General features: G+C 43.2%; 13 protein-coding genes and 4 pseudogenes. 10 read left to right on the top strand and 7 right to left on the bottom strand.

Features of this window, described 5'->3' with window-relative positions:
• Positions 1-8 precede the first annotated feature (8 nt).
• Together JCM16496_RS25245 and JCM16496_RS08055 are read right to left on the bottom strand one after the other, a co-directional pair.
• Positions 9-521 (bottom strand): annotated as a pseudogene (locus JCM16496_RS25245) (protein-disulfide reductase DsbD domain-containing protein); the annotation flags it as partial.
• Between the two features lie 24 nt (positions 522-545).
• The gene (locus JCM16496_RS08055; RefSeq protein WP_025833481.1) at positions 546-854 is read right to left on the bottom strand and encodes a Dabb family protein; all 309 of its coding nucleotides are present in this window, start codon (positions 852-854) and stop codon (positions 546-548) included.
• Between the two features lie 102 nt (positions 855-956).
• Here JCM16496_RS08055 and udk point away from each other — a divergent pair, with 102 nt between their 5' ends.
• Positions 957-1,568 carry a uridine kinase gene (udk, locus tag JCM16496_RS08050; protein WP_025833479.1) on the top strand — a complete coding sequence of 204 codons (612 nt, stop codon included), beginning with the start codon at positions 957-959 and terminating at the stop codon, positions 1,566-1,568.
• A 146-nt stretch (positions 1,569-1,714) separates the two neighbouring features.
• Positions 1,715-3,054 (top strand): annotated as a pseudogene (locus tag JCM16496_RS08045) (MltF family protein).
• Between the two features lie 103 nt (positions 3,055-3,157).
• On the opposite strand, the pseudogene metH reads toward JCM16496_RS08045, so the two are convergent.
• The 5 genes and pseudogenes from metH to JCM16496_RS08010 all read right to left on the bottom strand — a co-directional run bounded on the left by metH (position 3,158) and on the right by JCM16496_RS08010 (position 8,413).
• Positions 3,158-5,920, bottom strand: a pseudogene (metH, locus tag JCM16496_RS21625) (methionine synthase).
• Between the two features lies 1 nt (position 5,921).
• Positions 5,922-6,374, bottom strand: a complete 453-nt coding sequence (smpB, locus tag JCM16496_RS08025; RefSeq protein WP_005831836.1) for an SsrA-binding protein — start codon at positions 6,372-6,374, stop codon at positions 5,922-5,924.
• A gap of 8 nt (positions 6,375-6,382) precedes the next feature.
• The gene (locus tag JCM16496_RS08020) at positions 6,383-6,955 is read right to left on the bottom strand and encodes a Yip1 family protein (RefSeq protein WP_008665379.1); all 573 of its coding nucleotides are present in this window, start codon (positions 6,953-6,955) and stop codon (positions 6,383-6,385) included.
• A gap of 7 nt (positions 6,956-6,962) precedes the next feature.
• Positions 6,963-7,835, bottom strand: coding sequence for a hypothetical protein (locus tag JCM16496_RS08015; protein WP_025833467.1), 873 nt, complete (start codon positions 7,833-7,835; stop codon positions 6,963-6,965).
• Between the two features lie 80 nt (positions 7,836-7,915).
• Complete coding sequence (locus JCM16496_RS08010) at positions 7,916-8,413, bottom strand: DMP19 family protein (protein ID WP_025833465.1); 498 nt, start codon at positions 8,411-8,413, stop codon at positions 7,916-7,918.
• A gap of 366 nt (positions 8,414-8,779) precedes the next feature.
• Between JCM16496_RS08010 and JCM16496_RS08005 the strand changes: the two genes are divergently transcribed.
• The 8 genes and pseudogenes from JCM16496_RS08005 (at position 8,780) to JCM16496_RS07975 (ending at position 17,182) form a co-directional block, all read left to right on the top strand.
• Positions 8,780-9,871: a pectate lyase family protein gene (locus tag JCM16496_RS08005; RefSeq protein ID WP_025833462.1), complete on the top strand. Its 1,092-nt coding sequence runs from the start codon at positions 8,780-8,782 to the stop codon at positions 9,869-9,871.
• Between the two features lie 171 nt (positions 9,872-10,042).
• Positions 10,043-10,744 carry an iron-sulfur cluster assembly scaffold protein gene (locus JCM16496_RS08000; RefSeq protein ID WP_005832778.1) on the top strand — a complete coding sequence of 234 codons (702 nt, stop codon included), beginning with the start codon at positions 10,043-10,045 and terminating at the stop codon, positions 10,742-10,744.
• An 18-nt stretch (positions 10,745-10,762) separates the two neighbouring features.
• Positions 10,763-11,773: a GGGtGRT protein gene (locus JCM16496_RS07995; RefSeq protein ID WP_025833460.1), complete on the top strand. Its 1,011-nt coding sequence runs from the start codon at positions 10,763-10,765 to the stop codon at positions 11,771-11,773.
• A 344-nt stretch (positions 11,774-12,117) separates the two neighbouring features.
• Positions 12,118-13,216 (top strand): annotated as a pseudogene (locus JCM16496_RS07990) (phage integrase SAM-like domain-containing protein).
• A 259-nt stretch (positions 13,217-13,475) separates the two neighbouring features.
• A complete protein-coding gene (locus tag JCM16496_RS07985; protein ID WP_025833457.1) occupies positions 13,476-13,700 on the top strand; it encodes a helix-turn-helix domain-containing protein in 225 nt (74 codons plus the stop codon).
• A gap of 1 nt (position 13,701) precedes the next feature.
• The gene (locus JCM16496_RS07980) at positions 13,702-14,661 is read left to right on the top strand and encodes an AAA family ATPase (RefSeq protein WP_025833455.1); all 960 of its coding nucleotides are present in this window, start codon (positions 13,702-13,704) and stop codon (positions 14,659-14,661) included.
• The gene (locus JCM16496_RS21620; protein ID WP_128809499.1) at positions 14,661-14,957 is read left to right on the top strand and encodes a hypothetical protein; all 297 of its coding nucleotides are present in this window, start codon (positions 14,661-14,663) and stop codon (positions 14,955-14,957) included. The genes JCM16496_RS07980 and JCM16496_RS21620 overlap by 1 nt, the downstream gene beginning before the upstream one ends.
• A complete protein-coding gene (locus JCM16496_RS07975; protein WP_128809498.1) occupies positions 14,924-17,182 on the top strand; it encodes a S8 family peptidase in 2,259 nt (752 codons plus the stop codon). The genes JCM16496_RS21620 and JCM16496_RS07975 overlap by 34 nt, the downstream gene beginning before the upstream one ends.
• The last annotated feature ends 41 nt before the right edge of the window (positions 17,183-17,223 follow it).

Below are 17,223 nucleotides of genomic sequence, written 5' to 3'. Positions count from 1 at the left end.
TCCTGCTTTGCGGGCTGTTCTTCGGCTTTCGTTTCAGCCACAGCGGCGGCAGCTTCTTTGGCAGCCCCTTCTGCCTTACCGGAGAATTGGAAAGGCACTTGCGTGGGCGGCAGGCAATTTTCATCGTTGCAAGCGCCATACTCCAGATATCCTTCCAGCTGATAGGCACCACCCGTCAATTTCAGCTTCTGCACAAATTGGGCCGTATTTTCAAAATAGCGTACCTTCATTTCGAACAACTTATCGAAAGTAGAAATTTCCTTACCTACGGGCTTCAGTTTGCCCACAACTTCCACCCCGGAGATTTTCTCCACATTGAACGTCGCTGAGATAGGACCGCCATCGCCCAGGTCGGTGGAATAGACATGCCAGCCCTTGTCAATAGCAGCCGTAAAAACAACCTCCGCTTCATCGGCAGCCAAAGTCTTCAGTTCGGACTTGAACTTGACGGGGTCCTGTATCTGTGCCTGCACTGCCACAGCGAAAAGCAACAGAAATAAAGGGAACAATAATTTCTTCATGTTCTCTGATTTAATTTTTTATTTTTAATTTTCAATTATCTCGTAGTCCACGCAGGCACGGCTCTCTTTCACAGCAGCGATAAGCTTGCCGGCAGCCACATGGTCGGGATGGGCAGCATAGTATTTCACATCATCCAGCGTATCGAACTCACTGTAAAGAGCGATACTCCAAGCCTCGGCAGGATTGATATTCAATCCGACTTCAATCTTGCGGATAACGGATATTTTAGCCGGGAGCGCTTCGATAGCTGCCTTGAAATTGTTCATTGCAGCCAACTTTTCGTCAGCCGGTGCCTCATCTTTTAACTTAAATAATACAATGTGCTTTACCATAACTTTGCCATTTAAATGATTTATCACTATATTTGTCAGCCTAAGCGGCTGTTTTAACAACTGCAAAAATACTGGTTTTGTTTCAAATATACACTTAAACGGATGTTAATAATAGGAATTGCAGGTGGAACCGGCTCGGGAAAGACCACCGTCGTACGTAAAATTATCGAAAGCCTACCGGCTGGTGAAGTGGTATTATTGCCACAAGACTCTTACTACAAGGACAGCAGCCATGTGCCCGTGGAAGAACGGCAGAACATCAACTTCGACCACCCCGACGCCTTTGAGTGGAGCCTTCTTTCCAGACATGTCGCCATGCTGCGCGAAGGAAAAAGCATAGAACAGCCCACCTACTCATACCTGACGTGTACACGCCAGCCCGAAACCATCCATATCGAACCCCGGGAAGTCATCATCATAGAAGGTATCCTTGCCTTGTGCGACAAGAAACTGCGAAGCATGATGGACCTCAAGATATTTGTAGACGCTGACCCCGACGAACGCCTGATCCGTGTAATCCAACGTGACGTGGTGGAACGCGGGCGTACCGCCGAAGCCGTCATGGAACGTTATACCCGCATACTAAAACCCATGCACCAGCAATTCATAGAACCGTGCAAGCGATACGCCGACCTCATCGTGCCGGAAGGAGGAAACAACCAGGTGGCCATTGATATATTGACCATGTATATCAAGAAGCACTTGGGGAGTTGATGGAAAATTGATAATGGGGAGTTGATAATAAAGGATTAAAGAATGCACTAAATCAATAAAATATGAACAGTCTGTTTTCTCTCGCCAAGCATAAATTCTCCATTTTCCATTATCCATTATCAATTGTCTTACTGTTGCTTTGTTGCATGGCAGGATGCCAGGGAAATCACCGTGCTGAAAATAAAGAAGCAGATGACCTGCAACAGATAAAGGATAGCGGAGAACTGGTTGTATTGACACTGTACAGCTCCACTTCCTACTTCATCTACCGTGGCCAGGACATGGGATTCCAGTATGAGCTAAGCGAACAGTTTGCCAAGAGCCTGGGAGTAAAGCTGAGAATAGAGGTAGCCCGGAATGTGCACGAACTCATAGAGAAGTTATTGGCAGGCAAGGGAGACCTCATTGCCTACAACCTGCCTATCACTAAAGAATGGAAAGACAGCCTGATTTATTGCGGTGAGGAGGTCATCACACACCAAGTCATCGTGCAACGTAACGGCGGACGCACCAAACCACTGAAAGACGTGACGGAACTCATCGGGAAAGATGTATATGTGAAGCCCGGAAAATATTATGAACGGCTGGTCAATCTGGACGAAGAGCTCGGAGGAGGTATCCACATCCATAAAGTGACCAACGACAGTATCAGTGCAGAAGACCTCATCACCCAAGTGGCACAAGGAAAAATACCCTATACCGTAGCAGACAATGATGTGGCACAGCTTAATACCACCTATTACCCCAACCTGAATATCGGACTCTCCATCAGCTTTGACCAGCGTGCATCGTGGGCAGTCCGGAAAGACTGTCCGCAACTGGCAGCCGCCGCCAACAAATGGCATGAGGAGAATATGACTTCACCTGCCTATACGGCAAGTATGAAACGATATTTTGAAATCGGCAAGGCCATTCCCCACTCTCCTATCCTCTCCCTGCGCGAAGGAAAAATTTCCCATTACGATGATTTGTTCAAGAAATATGCTCCCGAAATAGACTGGGACTGGCGCCTGCTGGCGTCTTTGGCGTATACTGAGTCCAACTTCGACTCCACTGCCGTATCTTGGGCCGGTGCCAGGGGACTGATGCAACTAATGCCCGCCACAGCCAGGGCTATGGGGTTACCCGAAGGAAAGGAACAGAACCCTGAAGAGAGCATAAAGCTGCCGTGAAATACATAGGCGCCACAGCCAGAAGTTTTTCCAAGATACCCCAGGAAGAACGCATCAACTTTGTGCTGGCATCTTATAATTCCGGAATCGGCCATGTGCTGGATGCCATGGCACTGGCCGAAAAATACGGCAAAAACAAGTATGTCTGGCGTGATAATGTAGAAAACTTCATTCTGCTAAAAAGCAATGAGGAATACTTCACCGACCCCGTCTGCAAAAACGGTTATTTCCGTGGCATCGAAACTTATAACTTCGTAAGGGATATTACGTCACGCTTCGAGCAATACAAGAAGAAGATAAAAAATAGGGATTAAGGATTAGGGATAAGGGATTAACATTCCTGCGGTATATATTCCTAATATTATGCGCAATTCGTTAATCCTTAATCCCTAATCCTTAATCTCTAATCCCCAATCCCTAAAACAGTTTCAGTTTATTCTTTCTCGCTTCTTCCAGAGAAACTGTTTGCAGTTGTGTTCCCCGGCTCTTTTCGCACAACTGCCGATACTTCTCATGCAGTTCTTCTTCCAGCTCCTCCTTTGTCTTAGGATTCATCAGCTTGGCTGCTACTGTAGCATTCTGTGAAGCGTCCTTCAGATGGATTACGGGAGCATGATAGACCGGAGCAATTTTTAGAGCAGTGTGAAGCGGTGAAGTTGTGGCACCACCTATCAGCAGAGGAACGTCCAGACCTGCCTTTTCCAGCTCAATGGCTACATGCACCATTTCATCCAGCGAAGGGGTTATCAAGCCACTCAATCCTATCATGTCTACCTTTTCCTCTATGGCATGCTGTACAATGGTTTCGGCAGGCACCATGACGCCAAGGTCCACTATATCGTACCCGTTGCAGGCCATTACTACCGAGACTATATTTTTGCCAATGTCGTGCACATCACCTTTCACCGTAGCCAGTAGTACCTTCCCGGCAGCAGTCGCACCTTCTTCTTTCTCCGACTCGATTACGGGCTGGAGGATGGCAACCGCCCTCTTCATGGTGCGCGCCGTCTTCACTACTTGCGGCAGGAACATCTTGCCTGCCCCAAACAAGTCGCCGACATGATTCATGCCTGCCATCAACGGACCTTCAATGATAGAAACAGCTTTGGGATACAGCTTCAACGCTTCGGCAAGGTCTTCTTCCAGATAATCGCCGATACCCTTTGTCAAGGCGTACTTCAACCGCTCTTCCACAGGAGTCCCCTCTCTCCAGGCAAGTTGGGAATGGGCGGCAGCCTGCCGCTCTCCTCCAGAAGTTTTTGCCGCCTCTGCTTCCGCTTTCAAGCGTTCGGCAGTTTCTATCAGGCGCTCAGCAGCATCGGGACGACGGTTCAAGACCACATCCTCTATGCGCTCCAATATATCAGCGGGAATATCGGTGTAAAGAACGGAGGCAGCCGGATTGACGATACCCATATCCATGCCCTCGCGGATGGCATAGTAAAGGAATACGGCATGCATCGCCTCGCGAATGTAATTATTGCCGCGGAAAGAGAAGGAAAGGTTACTCACTCCTCCACTGACATGCGCACCGCAGATTCTTGCGTATCCATCCGGTGGCACGGATAAAGTCTACAGCATAATTGTTGTGCTCGTCCATACCGGTTGCCACGGCAAGTACATTCGGGTCGAAAATTATATCATGGGGATTGAAACCTATCTTGTCCACCAAAAGACGGTATGCCCGTTCGCAGACCTCAATCTTACGTTCGTACGTGTCTGCCTGCCCTTTTTCATCAAAAGCCATCACCACGGCTGCCGCACCATATTGCTTGATGATACGCGCATGCTCCAGGAATTTATCTTCCCCCTCCTTCAAGGAGATGGAGTTGACGATGGACTTGCCTTGCAGGCATTTCAATCCGGCCACAATCACTTCCCACTTAGAGGAGTCTATCATGACGGGAACACGGGCAATCTCCGGTTCCGAAGCTATCAGATGGAGGAAAGTCGTCATCTCCGCTTGAGCATCCAGCAGTCCGTCGTCCATATTTATATCGATGACCTGCGCACCGTCCTCCACCTGCTGGCGGGCAATGCTGAGCGCCTCGTCATATTTCTTTTCATTAATCAGACGCAAGAATTTGCGCGAACCCGCAACATTGCAGCGTTCACCCACATTCACGAAGTTATTTTCCGGCTTCACTTCCAGAAGTTCAAGCCCGGAGAGCCAAAGATTTTCCGGTCTGGGAGCCGGCTGATGGGGCGTTGCACCGGCAATCAGCGAGGAGTACTCGGCAATGTAGCATCTGTCGTTCCGCAACAGCCACCGATAATATTCACCAATCCCTCATGGATATACTCTTTTACTTCATGTGCCATATCGGCAGGGGTCTGGTCGTATGTGCCCAGGCTGTTGGGCAGTCCGGCGTTGGGATAAGCGCTGATATAATAAGGTGCACGGGCAGCAAGCTGCTCCAGGAAAGGTTTCAGCTGGCGGGCGCCAAAGGAGCAGTTCAGCCCAACGGAAAAAATATCGGCATGCTGCACGGAGGCGAGAAAAGCATCCAAAGTTTGTCCCGACAGAGTACGCCCTCCAATATCAGAAACAGTCACAGAGAGCATCAAGGGTACATGAACTCCTGCAGTTTCCATCGCCTGCCCGGCAGCAAAAATAGCAGCCTTGGCATTCAGCGTATCAAAAATGGTTTCTATCAGCAAAGCATCCACACCACCTTCAAGCAATGCTTCCATCTGCTCACGGTAGGCATCGGCCAGTTCATCGTAGCTCAAGGCACGAAAGGCCGGATTGTTCACATCGGGACTCATGGAGCAGGTCTTGTTCGTCGGTCCTACGGAGCCTGCCACAAAACGGGGTTTGTCGGGAGTAAGAGAAGTAAACTCATCCGCCACTTCGCGTGCCAGGCGCACTGCGGCAAGATTCATCTCACGCACATAGTCCTGCACATGATAATCGGCCATACTGACGCGGGTGGAACTGAATGTATTTGTTTCGATAATATCCGCACCTGCCACCAGATACTTGCGGTGAATGTCTTGTATCACATCGGGGCGTGTCAGACAAAGCAGGTCATTGTTACCTTTCATCTGTCCGGGAATCTGCGAGAAGCGTTCACCCCGAAAATCTTCCTCTGTCAAGTTGTATTGCTGTATCATGGTGCCCATTGCACCATCCAGAATAAGGATGCGCTCACGCACCAAACTACCAAGTTTACTCATATTATCTTTTAAACATACGCGCCATATCGCGTTTGTCATCTTTTTCCTTCAGCGATTCGCGCTTATCATATTGCTTCTTACCTTTGGCAAGTGCCACCACAAGTTTGGCCAGCCCTTTTTCATTAATAAACAAGCGCACGGGAACAATGGTGAAACCCGGATCTTTCGTGCCGCGCATCAGTTTTTCAAGTTCCTTCTTATTCAACAAAAGCTTGCGCTCCCTGCGTGCATTGTGATTGTTGTACGAACCATAGAAGTATTCGGCCACATGCATGTTCTTCACCCACAATTCGCCGTTGGCAAAGTAACAGAACGTATCGACTAAGCTTGCTTTTCCCAACCGGATGGACTTGATTTCCGTGCCCGTAAGCACAATGCCAGCCGTATAGGTGTCCGTCAGTTCGTAATCGAACGTAGCACGCTTATTCTTTATATTTACAGGAGCTTGTTTCATAACATTTATCAGTTTAGCACTACCGTCAGCTTATTGAATATCCATTCGATGGCCACCGGACAAGCTATTAACAAAATAGAAGAAAGAATGGTGAAACGCAAACGGTCTTTTTCCGCTATCTGCATCACCTTTTTGCTTCCTTCCCACACCACATACACGATATAGAATTGGAGCAACAGAGCCATAATGCCGAAATCAGGCAATATGCCGATAACAATCCGCAACATGAACACCACTACCAGTGCATAACCTGCAAACTGTTGCGCCAAAGGAATATCACTGTCCAGCATAAACATGCGGACACGCAACCCATTGATGAGATAGGCTGCCAAAAAATATCCTCCAAACAAGGATACAGCCACCGCACAGCATTGTGTCATGGCATATTGAAAGCTTTGCGGCCCATCCCATCCCATCTTCATCAAAGAGCCGATGAAAACGGACAACCCGCATAAACCAATCATAGGATAGACAAAAGTAGTAAATACTTTTCGTCTATCCTCTAAACTAATTTCCTCCCAGGCACGAGCCGGAGAGGAAATCAGTAGTATTGCTATATGAAATAAATCTTTGTAATTCAATATCAATTTATTGATTAGTAGATGCAATCTTGTATTCTATAGTATATTCCGTATAATTTTCCGGTATTTCTGTATTGTTGTTATTACCACTTTCATGAGACTTAATAACTAACTGAGTAGGAAGATTTCCTGCTTTTTCTTTAAATTTTTCTAAAGCATTTTTTATATCATACCCATACCAATTAGAATAATAAACATCCGTTTTATCATCAGCACCTTTATCATGACGCAGATAGAAAACAAGGTCTTTAGCCCCAGCTTTAATTTCGTCCAGCACACAAGCCAAAGCTAATTTATGCATCTTAAACTTATCGTTGTCATTTTGTAATCTCCAAGCTATAGGAGTTACGAGTATATCCTTATTATATAAAAATGGCTGAACTGATCCATTTTCCAATTTCAAAGTTATCACCGGTGCTGTTTCCGGTGCATCAACAACCAAACTTTCTGCTGTCATTGAAACAACAGCGTTTGCAAAAGAAATAGGCTGAAAATTCTTCAAAGTGAAGTTGATAGTTTTAGATTTTTCATTTGTCTCAGGTTCTATGCTCTTTCCTAATATGATTCCCATTCGAGAATCAGAAATCTTCAAACTGTAATTTGCCTCAAATTGATTAACAGAGGCAGGTGTCGGTTGATAAGTGTTACCTGCAGCATCTTCAAAAGAGAGGAATCCCATATAGTTATTCACTAAAACCATACCATAAATGTCATCATACTCTCCATCATCTGAATTCAGACACGAAGTAAACGAAATGCCCATCAACAATGTCAAGGCAACCATCAAGAATTTTAATTGTTTCATCTTTCCTATAAATATTAGAGTTTGCAAATTTAGATAAAAGAATTGAGTAATATAATACTCTCCTCGTTTTTTCATTGTTTTTAAGATTAAATGAAAGATTAATCTAAATACTGCATGTCACAGTGATATTTAACATTTATATCAGTTAATCCACACTACACAATCTTGGCAAACAGCTCCAAATGTTCATCCACATAGCCGGCAACCAAAGCTGTATATTCCTCCTCCTTTTCCAAAAATTCATCTTCCAGTTCATCGAAAGCCTCATATTGCTCGTACATTGCCATAAACTCCTCGTCTGTGCGTTCACGTTCCAAGTCGTCACGATGGCTATCGTATATTTTCTTGGCAGCATAAACCAACTTACTCAAATCGCCCACTCCCCACAAACGCATCACTTTGGCAAACGGATTGTCGAAAATATAACCGCCATAACCATTTTGAATCAGTTGGCAGAAGCCCCCTTCCATCACTTCATCACGGAATATCTGATAGGCCAACAAAGAATGCTGCTCGCCGGAGAGCAGGGGCATCGTTTTGGCGGTAAGTTCTTCATCAATTACTTTCTTATAAACATCGGTAAATACGCCGATAAATGCATCCATCCCTTCGTCGGCAGCCTGTCGCAGTGCCGCATCTGTCACTTCTATCATAATTTGTATATTTATCTATTTATGCCGCAAAGTTAAGGGTTTGAATGAATAATTACACATAGAAAGGCCGAATAGTTCGAAATCAGGCCAAGAAAAACTCACCTCCATATCAATTCCATGCCCTCCGTGTCTTCTCCGTACCTTCTCCGTACTTGCTCCGTAGTCTATAGGTACGGAGCAAGTAGGAGAAGTACGGAGAAGACACGGACAAAGTACATACCTCCCGAATACACACCCTTTCACCCCCCAATACAGCACCGCTGCTTAAAGTCAATAGTTACACATCGAAAATCAGAATATCTACAACGACTTGCCAAAAGCCCACTACCTTTGCCAACAAGAAACAATAAAATCTGAAAAACATCCATGAAAAGAAATCTTGTCTATTTATTCATACTATTGCTATGCAGTTGTTCGTCCCACCCGTCACTGGCACAACAACCCGAAGAAGAAACACCGGAAAAAGCTCCCGAACAGCCTACGGAAGAAAAAAGCGATGAGGCTACGGACTTATCCGGACAACCCGTTGGATTTGCCACCACCGGCATCACTCCCACCGGCGGAGAAGGGGGGAAGCATATAACCGTGACCAGTGCAACCGAACTGGCCAATGCGTTGAAGAAACCGGAAAAACTCACCGTATATATAAAAGGCACCATCAAGGTGGACAATGTAATATCCGTGCAAGCCAGCAACAAAACATTGTTGGGACTTCCAGGCTCCATACTGACAAACCCCAACCGTACTAAAGATACTTCAGGAATCCTTTATTTCAAATCGGGTTCCGACAATCTGATATTGCGCAATCTTACCTTCAAAAGCGCAGGAGCTTATGATACGGACGGACGTGACAACCTCTGCATTGACGGTACCACAAATATATGGGTAGACCATTGCGACTTCCAAGATGGGGTAGACGGCAACTTCGACTGTAAAAACGCATCAGACCACATAGCCGTCACCTGGTGCCGCTTCCGATACCTCATCGAACCGATGGCCGGAGGTTCAGGCGGTAGCAACGACCACCGTTTCTCCAATTTATGGGGAAACAGTGACAGCCATACCCAAGACCGGGAACGCCTGAACACCACCTTTCAATACTGCTGGTGGGATGAAGGATGCCGCGACCGAATGCCGCGCGTACGATTCGGGAAAGTGCATATAGCCAACTGCCTATACAGCAGTACTGCCACCAGCGGTTGCATAGGAGTGGGTTATGAAGCCGATGTATATGTAGAGAAATCTGTCTTCACCAACATAAAGAAACCTCATAAAGTATATGACGAAAGCGGGCAAATACGTTTTGACGGATGCAGTTTCCATAACTCTACTGTTGACAAAGGAACAGAAAACTCGTTCACACCTCCCTACATCCTTGAAGCAATCCCTTTGGAAGAAGTTGAAAATACTGTCAGGACACATTCCGGAGCTACACTGAATATAAAAGAAACAGACTAACTGCAAACTCCACTTTGCATTCCGCAGAAATTCAACTTCTTATTACTTCTTTTTAATAAAAAAGTCAAATTGAACAGTTGGCAGAAACGGGGAAAACAACTAACTTTGCGCCCGACTTATAAAAGTAGACTACGTTTTTTTTAATTATATCACTTAAAAAAAGAGCTAATTATGACTTATTCACACGAAGTGGAACACATGTGTGTTGTGAAGAAAGGTCCTAACCACGGACCGGCTCCTATTCCCGAAGAAGGTAAATGGGTAAAAGCTAAAGAAATTGTTGACATCTCTGGTCTGACACACGGTATTGGCTGGTGTGCTCCTCAGCAAGGTGCATGTAAATTAACCCTCAATGTAAAGGAAGGCGTTATCCAGGAAGCTTTGGTCGAGACTATCGGTTGCTCCGGTATGACTCACTCTGCTGCTATGGCATCAGAAATCCTCCCGGGAAAGACTATCCTTGAAGCATTGAACACTGACCTCGTTTGCGACGCTATCAACACAGCTATGCGCGAACTCTTCCTGCAAATCGTTTACGGTCGTACTCAGTCTGCTTTCTCTGAAGGCGGTTTGATTATCGGTGCCGGTCTGGAAGACTTGGGTAAAGGTCTGCGCAGCCAGGTAGGTACACTGTACGGTACTTTGGCTAAAGGTCCTCGTTACCTGGAAATGGCCGAAGGTTACATCAAGAATGTATTCCTGGACAAGGACGACCAAATTTGCGGATACGAGTTTGTTCACCTGGGCAAGTTCATGGATGAAATCAAGAAGGGAACTGACGCAAACGAAGCTTTGAAGAAAGTTACCGGTACTTACGGACGCGTAACAGCAGAACAAGGAGCAGTTAAACACATTGACCCACGTCACGAATAATATAAGGAGGAAAAGAATATGATTAGAGAAGTGAAATTTGAAAGTCAAGACCGTCGTATCAAGCAGATTATCGCTGCTCTGAACGAAAACGGCATCAAAGACATCGAAGAGGCTAACGCTATCTGCGAAGCTCATGGACTTGATCCTTATATGACGTGCGAAGAAACTCAGCCTATCTGTTTTGAAAATGCAAAGTGGGCCTACGTTGTAGGTTGCGCCATCGCTATCAAGAAGGGCTGCAAGAACGCTGCCGAAGCTGCCGAAGCTATCGGTATCGGTCTGCAGGCATTCTGTATCCCGGGTTCTGTAGCCGACGACCGTAAGGTTGGTATCGGTCATGGTAACCTGGCAGCTATGTTGCTGCGCGAGGAGACTAAGTGCTTCGCTTTCCTGGCAGGTCACGAGTCATTCGCTGCTGCCGAAGGCGCTATCAAAATTGCCGCTAAAGCAGACAAAGTACGTAAAGAGCCTCTGCGTTGTATCCTGAACGGTCTTGGCAAGGACGCTGCACAGATTATCTCTCGTATCAACGGCTTTACATACGTTCAGACTCAATTCGACTACTACACAGGTGAGCTGAAAGTAGTTCGTGAAATCGCATACAGCGACGGTCCTCGTGCCAAAGTAAAATGCTACGGTGCTGACGACGTTCGCGAAGGTGTAGCCATCATGTGGAAAGAAGGCGTAGATGTATCTATCACAGGTAACTCTACCAACCCGACCCGTTTCCAACACCCGGTTGCCGGTACTTACAAGAAAGAACGCGTATTGGCCGGTAAGCCGTACTTCTCAGTAGCATCCGGTGGTGGTACTGGTCGTACTCTGCACCCGGACAACATGGCTGCCGGACCGGCTTCTTACGGTATGACAGACACAATGGGTCGTATGCACTCAGACGCTCAGTTCGCTGGTTCTTCATCAGTTCCTGCTCACGTGGAAATGATGGGCTTCCTGGGTATCGGTAACAACCCGATGGTAGGATGTACAGTGGCTTGTGCGGTAGACGTGGCTCAGGCTTTGAGCAAGTAATTTAAGTTACTTAATACAGATAAACTCCTGTAATCCTTATGGTTGCAGGAGTTTTTTATTTGTGGTAACTTGACTTAGATAACAGATTGAAGCACCTTGCATCACTCATTATTTGGAGTGAATGAATGGTGAATCAGTAAGGAGATAACAAGATAAATCCTGCTTTATTTAAGTCCAAACAACTCATGTAAAGAGTAGCCAATTACCCCTCAAATCAAGCCATAAACAGGTTACTTTTGCAGCCGATTTGCAGCCGAATTTGCCATTCTTAAAAAACGGCTGCAAGAATTGGCATAATCAACTATAATACAATGCGATACACTCCATATAACATTTAATTTAAAATGGAGAAACATTGTACAATGGTTTACTTTTCATTAAGAGAAAGTAAGCAAAACAAAAAAGGTCTATCACCTATTGAGGTTTCAATCACCACTAACGGAAAGAGAATCTACTTTAGTACAGGTAAACACGTACCTGCTGCTGACTGGAACAAAGAGAAGCAAGCTGTAAAAGGCAAGAGTGAAGAAGCGCAGCTAATCAACGGTTATCTGATTCAACTACGGAATAAGATATATCAAAAAGAAATTGAGCTACTCCAAAAGGGTTATCTTATCACTGCTGAACTATTAAAAGAAGCTATCACAGATAAGGTGGAAGTCTGAACGAGAAGACTTTATTGGATGTTCTGAATGAACATAATACAGAGCGCAAAGCATGGTAGGTAAAACTGTTGCCCCTGCCACTTATTGGGTGTTTGAATATACAGGCAGACTATTCAAAGAGTTTATTCAGAAGAAATATGAACGTAAGGACTTATATTTAAGAGAGATAAACTTAGGTTTCATTCAAGGATTCCATGCTTACCTTTTAGGAGAGAAGAAGATGGGACAAAACTCCTGCACCAAGCATTTAAAGTTCTTAAAGAAGTTACTAAATTTAGCTGTCACCAACTCTTATATATCCTACAATCCTGTAAATGCTTATAAAGTAGAACGTGAACCCGTAGAAGTGGATTTCTTGGATGAAGAAGAATTGAGGAAGATTATTAACTTTGATACTCCTCTGCCACGATTGGAGCGTGCTAAAGATATGTTCCTCTTTGGGTGCTTCACTGGGCTTAGTTACATTGACATTAAGACCTTGACACCAGAGCACTTTGAGAAAGACAGTACAGGCAGAATATGGATTAAGAAGCGTAGAGTTAAAACAGGAGTTCTATCACGCATCCCCCTACTCCCTATCGCCAAACTGATATTGGATAAGTACAAGGGTGGAGAGAAACTACTCCCTATTCAAGACCCTGCGGACATCAACAAATATCTAAAGGATATAGCTATACTTTGTGGAATCAATAAACGGATTTGCTTTCATACTTCGAGACACTTTGACTTGCCTTTGTGTTTGAAAATGAACAGTTTGCAGAAATTCGTTTCTCGATAGGTAACGATTTAGAAACGAGCGAAGCTCTGTATTCTGTCTTGTTCTGCATTACATCATAAGAACGCTGCATCCTAAATGCAAAGGTACAATTTAATCCAGATGCTCACAAGTTCCTTCTGTTCTTTTTTATGATGACACTGTACAATGTTGATAAAAAGGTTAATAAGCGATAGAATTTTATCATTAGATGATAATACTCTCAAAAATCTTTTGTATATTTGCCAAGTAAAATGAGATATTAATACCAAGTTATACTGAAGTGAATCGAATAAAATTGGTTTTAGACAAGAAAGGGATAAAACAAAAATGGTTGGCTGAACAATTGGGTAAAAGTTTTAATATGGTAAATTCTTATGTTCACAATAGGACTCAGCCAAGTATTGAAACCCTTTATAAAATAGCTTCTATATTAGAAGTGGAGATTGATGAACTTCTGTCTCCAAGAGAAGATGTTGAAAAAATGAATCATATCAATAAGCAATAATATGGCAACTGCGACACAATTGAAAATGCTTGTAAAAAGTCATTTTGAAGATAATAACGAGAAATTTAATACTATCGCATTGCAAATTGCGGCACATGAAGCAAGGTTGGGGCATACTAATCTTGCAAATGATATTCGTAAAATCATAGATACTTCAAAATCAAGTAAACCCAAGCTAAAAAGCATAGACCCCAATCTACAAAGTTTGTTCTTAGAAATATATCCTCAAGAGCGTTTGTCCGATTTGGTTGTTGCTCCGCAAATAAAAGGTCGAATAGAACGAATTATCAATGAATTCACATCTAAAGAAAAACTGTTTAAGCATGGCCTTGAAAACAGACGCAAAATTCTGCTTTCCGGACACCCTGGGACAGGAAAAACCATGACTGCATCAATCATTGCGAATGAACTAAAAATGCCTATATATGTTGTCCTTATGGATAAAATTGTCACAAAATATATGGGAGAAACAAGTGCAAAGCTTAGACAAATATTTGATTTCATCGAAGATGTTCCCGCCGTATACCTTTTTGACGAATTTGATGCAATAGGTGGGCAACGTGGTAAAGATAATGAAGTAGGAGAAATGCGTCGTGTACTGAACTCTTTTTTACAATTTATAGAACGTGACCATTCTGATAGTCTAATTATTGCAGCAACAAATAATTTGGAACTTTTGGATCAAGCTCTATTTAGACGCTTTGATGATGTAGTTCATTATAAATTACCATCAGATAAAGAGAAAATACAATTGTTAAAAAACCGTTTAAATGGGAATCTGGGCAATGATGAAATTAAAGCGTTGTTGCCAGAACTAGAATCTTTAAGTCATGCAGAAATAAATCAAGCGTGTTTAGATGTTGTAAAGGCATCTATTATATATGATATTCCTATAAACTTTAATTTAGTTATTAAGACCATTAAGGAAAGAAAATCTGCATATCAAATAGAATGTGAATAATGGAAAGATACGAACATCTAGTAACGCCAGAACAAATAAAGGTGGCTATGAGTTATTCTCCAAGGAATGCCGGTGGAGACAACTCATGTATTCCCGTTAGAAACAGGACCGAACATGCAGCTCGTCTTCAACAACTTTTTGAAATGGCTCGTGTTGAAAATGAGAGAATTCAGGGAGAAATGTTAGCAGTTTCCTTGCCTGCAAGAACTGGCACATATTTAGAATTTGCGGGAGCTCCTGCAAATGATTTAATAACTAAAAGTTGGAAGATCAAAAGATGGGAATTAGACTCTTGAATATAAGAAATATTCCTATTAATGATTCTGATAACCAAACATTTGCTACAGTTTTTGTGCCCCATGGAAAAGAGAGGGAATTTATAAATAAGCTACAAAAGTATGCCTCTGAAGATACTCCATCAGGAAAGCCCAGAAATGACAAGCTTTTCAGAAGTATTGAATCCGTAAACATTGCCCTATTAAGGTCCTTATGGACAGACGACACATGCAACTTACCAGCAGAACAAAACGATTGGTATGAGGTCTGGATACGCATAAATGAATCCGTCTCATTGGAAGATCAACACCAGACATTTATAGATACATTAAACACCTTACAAATACGCTATAAAACAGACTCAATCTTAACTTTTCCAGAAAGGTCCGTCATCCTTGTTTATGCTAATAAAGAATCACTTACAAGTCTATTACAAAGTTCTGATCAAATAGCTGAATTTAGGGGCGTAAAAACGCTGGCAAGTTTTCTTCTTAATGAATATAGAAGCGAGCAACAGGAATGGATTGAGGATGTTCGCAATAGAGTAATAACAAATTCTAATAGTAATTCTGTTGTATGTATCCTGGATACAGGATTGAATAATGGGCATCCTCTTATTACAGATATTGTGCCAGATGAGAATTGCGCAACCGTAGTAGGTGAAGGTAATTCGGACCGGAATGGTCATGGAACGAATATGTGTGGTATTACGATATATGGAGATTTAAATCATTGTATTGCGAACAATAATCCTATTGTTATTGACAACCTTATTTCTTCTGTAAAATTATTACCGCATAATAATGCCAATTCCAAAGAATCTTGGGGCTATTTAACGGAACAAGCAATTTTAGTTTCTGATGTTATATTTCCACGAAAAAATATTTGTTATTGTATGGCCATTACAGCGGAAGATTGTGAGCATGGGAAACCATCTTCATGGTCTGGAGCTATAGACACAATATCATATAATGGTGGTGATAATGGCAAATTATTTTTGGTTTCTGCAGGAAATATTGGCCGCGTAAATGAACAAGATCGTGGTATTGTAGAACAATATCCAACGGGAAATAGTTTGCGTCCAATTCAAAATCCTGCGCAAGCATGGAATTGTATGACTATTGGCGCATATACATCTATCATTGCTAATAATAGTCCTAAATTACGAGGTTATGAGCGAGTTGCGCCAAGCGGTGGAATCAGTCCCTTTTCACGCACTTCGTTACTATGGAAGAAATCTTCATTGATTAAACCAGAAGTAATGTTTGAAGGAGGTAATTTAGCCATAACTGGAGATGCTCAATTTCCATTTTCTGCGGATGAAGAGTTACAATTGCTCACTACAAATAACAACTATCAGGTAAACGGTTATTTTGATGTAATAAATGCTACTAGTGCCGCTACTGCACTTGCCTCAAAATTTGCGGGAAAACTGCAAAACAAATACCCCAATTTATGGGCTGAAAGTATCAGAGGGCTTATTGTCCATTCTGCTAAGTGGACACAATGTATGGAGGAACAATTCCCTGTGCGGAATAGAACAGAAATGGAGCGAAGACTGCGTTTTTGCGGATACGGAGTACCGTGCGAAGACAGAGCGTTAAATAGTTATGGGAACGGGGTGACATACATTGCTCAGGAAACTATACAGCCTTTTATCAAGGAAAGAGGCAACAGTGCAGTAAAAATCAACGAAATGCATTTCTTTGAATTTCCATGGCCCAAAGAGATTTTAGAGCAATTAGCAGAAATTGAAGTGTCCATGAGAGTCACTTTATCCTATTTTATAGAACCTGCACCAGGAGAAATCGGTTGGAAAGACAAATATAGATACGCATCATGTGGCTTAAGATTTGATGTTAATAACGAAAATGAAGATCGTCGAGCATTTCAGTTAAGAATCAACAAAGCTATCGAAGCAGAAGAAAATGAAGAACGAGGAAAAAACGATTCTGCTCGTTGGACAATTGGAGCAGATAATAGAAATAAAGGTTCTATCCATTCTGATGAATTAAGGCTTACGGCTGCACAATTAGCAACATGTAATTTAATAGCAGTGTACCCTATTGGTGGCTGGTGGAAAACACGAACAAACCTGAAAAAGTATAATAACAAGCTTAGGTATTCTCTTATAGTATCTTTAGATACACCAATAGAGAATGTTGACATGTATATAGATGTAAAGAACAAGATTGAAACAATAATTCAGACACCGATTGAAGTTGAGATTCCAATTAACCAATGACAAAGTGGGGAGTTTAAAGCACCCCACTTTGTCATTGGTAA

Source organism: Bacteroides rodentium JCM 16496, from assembly GCF_000614125.1.
Lineage (GTDB): Bacteria > Bacteroidota > Bacteroidia > Bacteroidales > Bacteroidaceae > Bacteroides > Bacteroides rodentium.
This window is presented reverse-complemented; position numbering and strand designations above follow the sequence as displayed.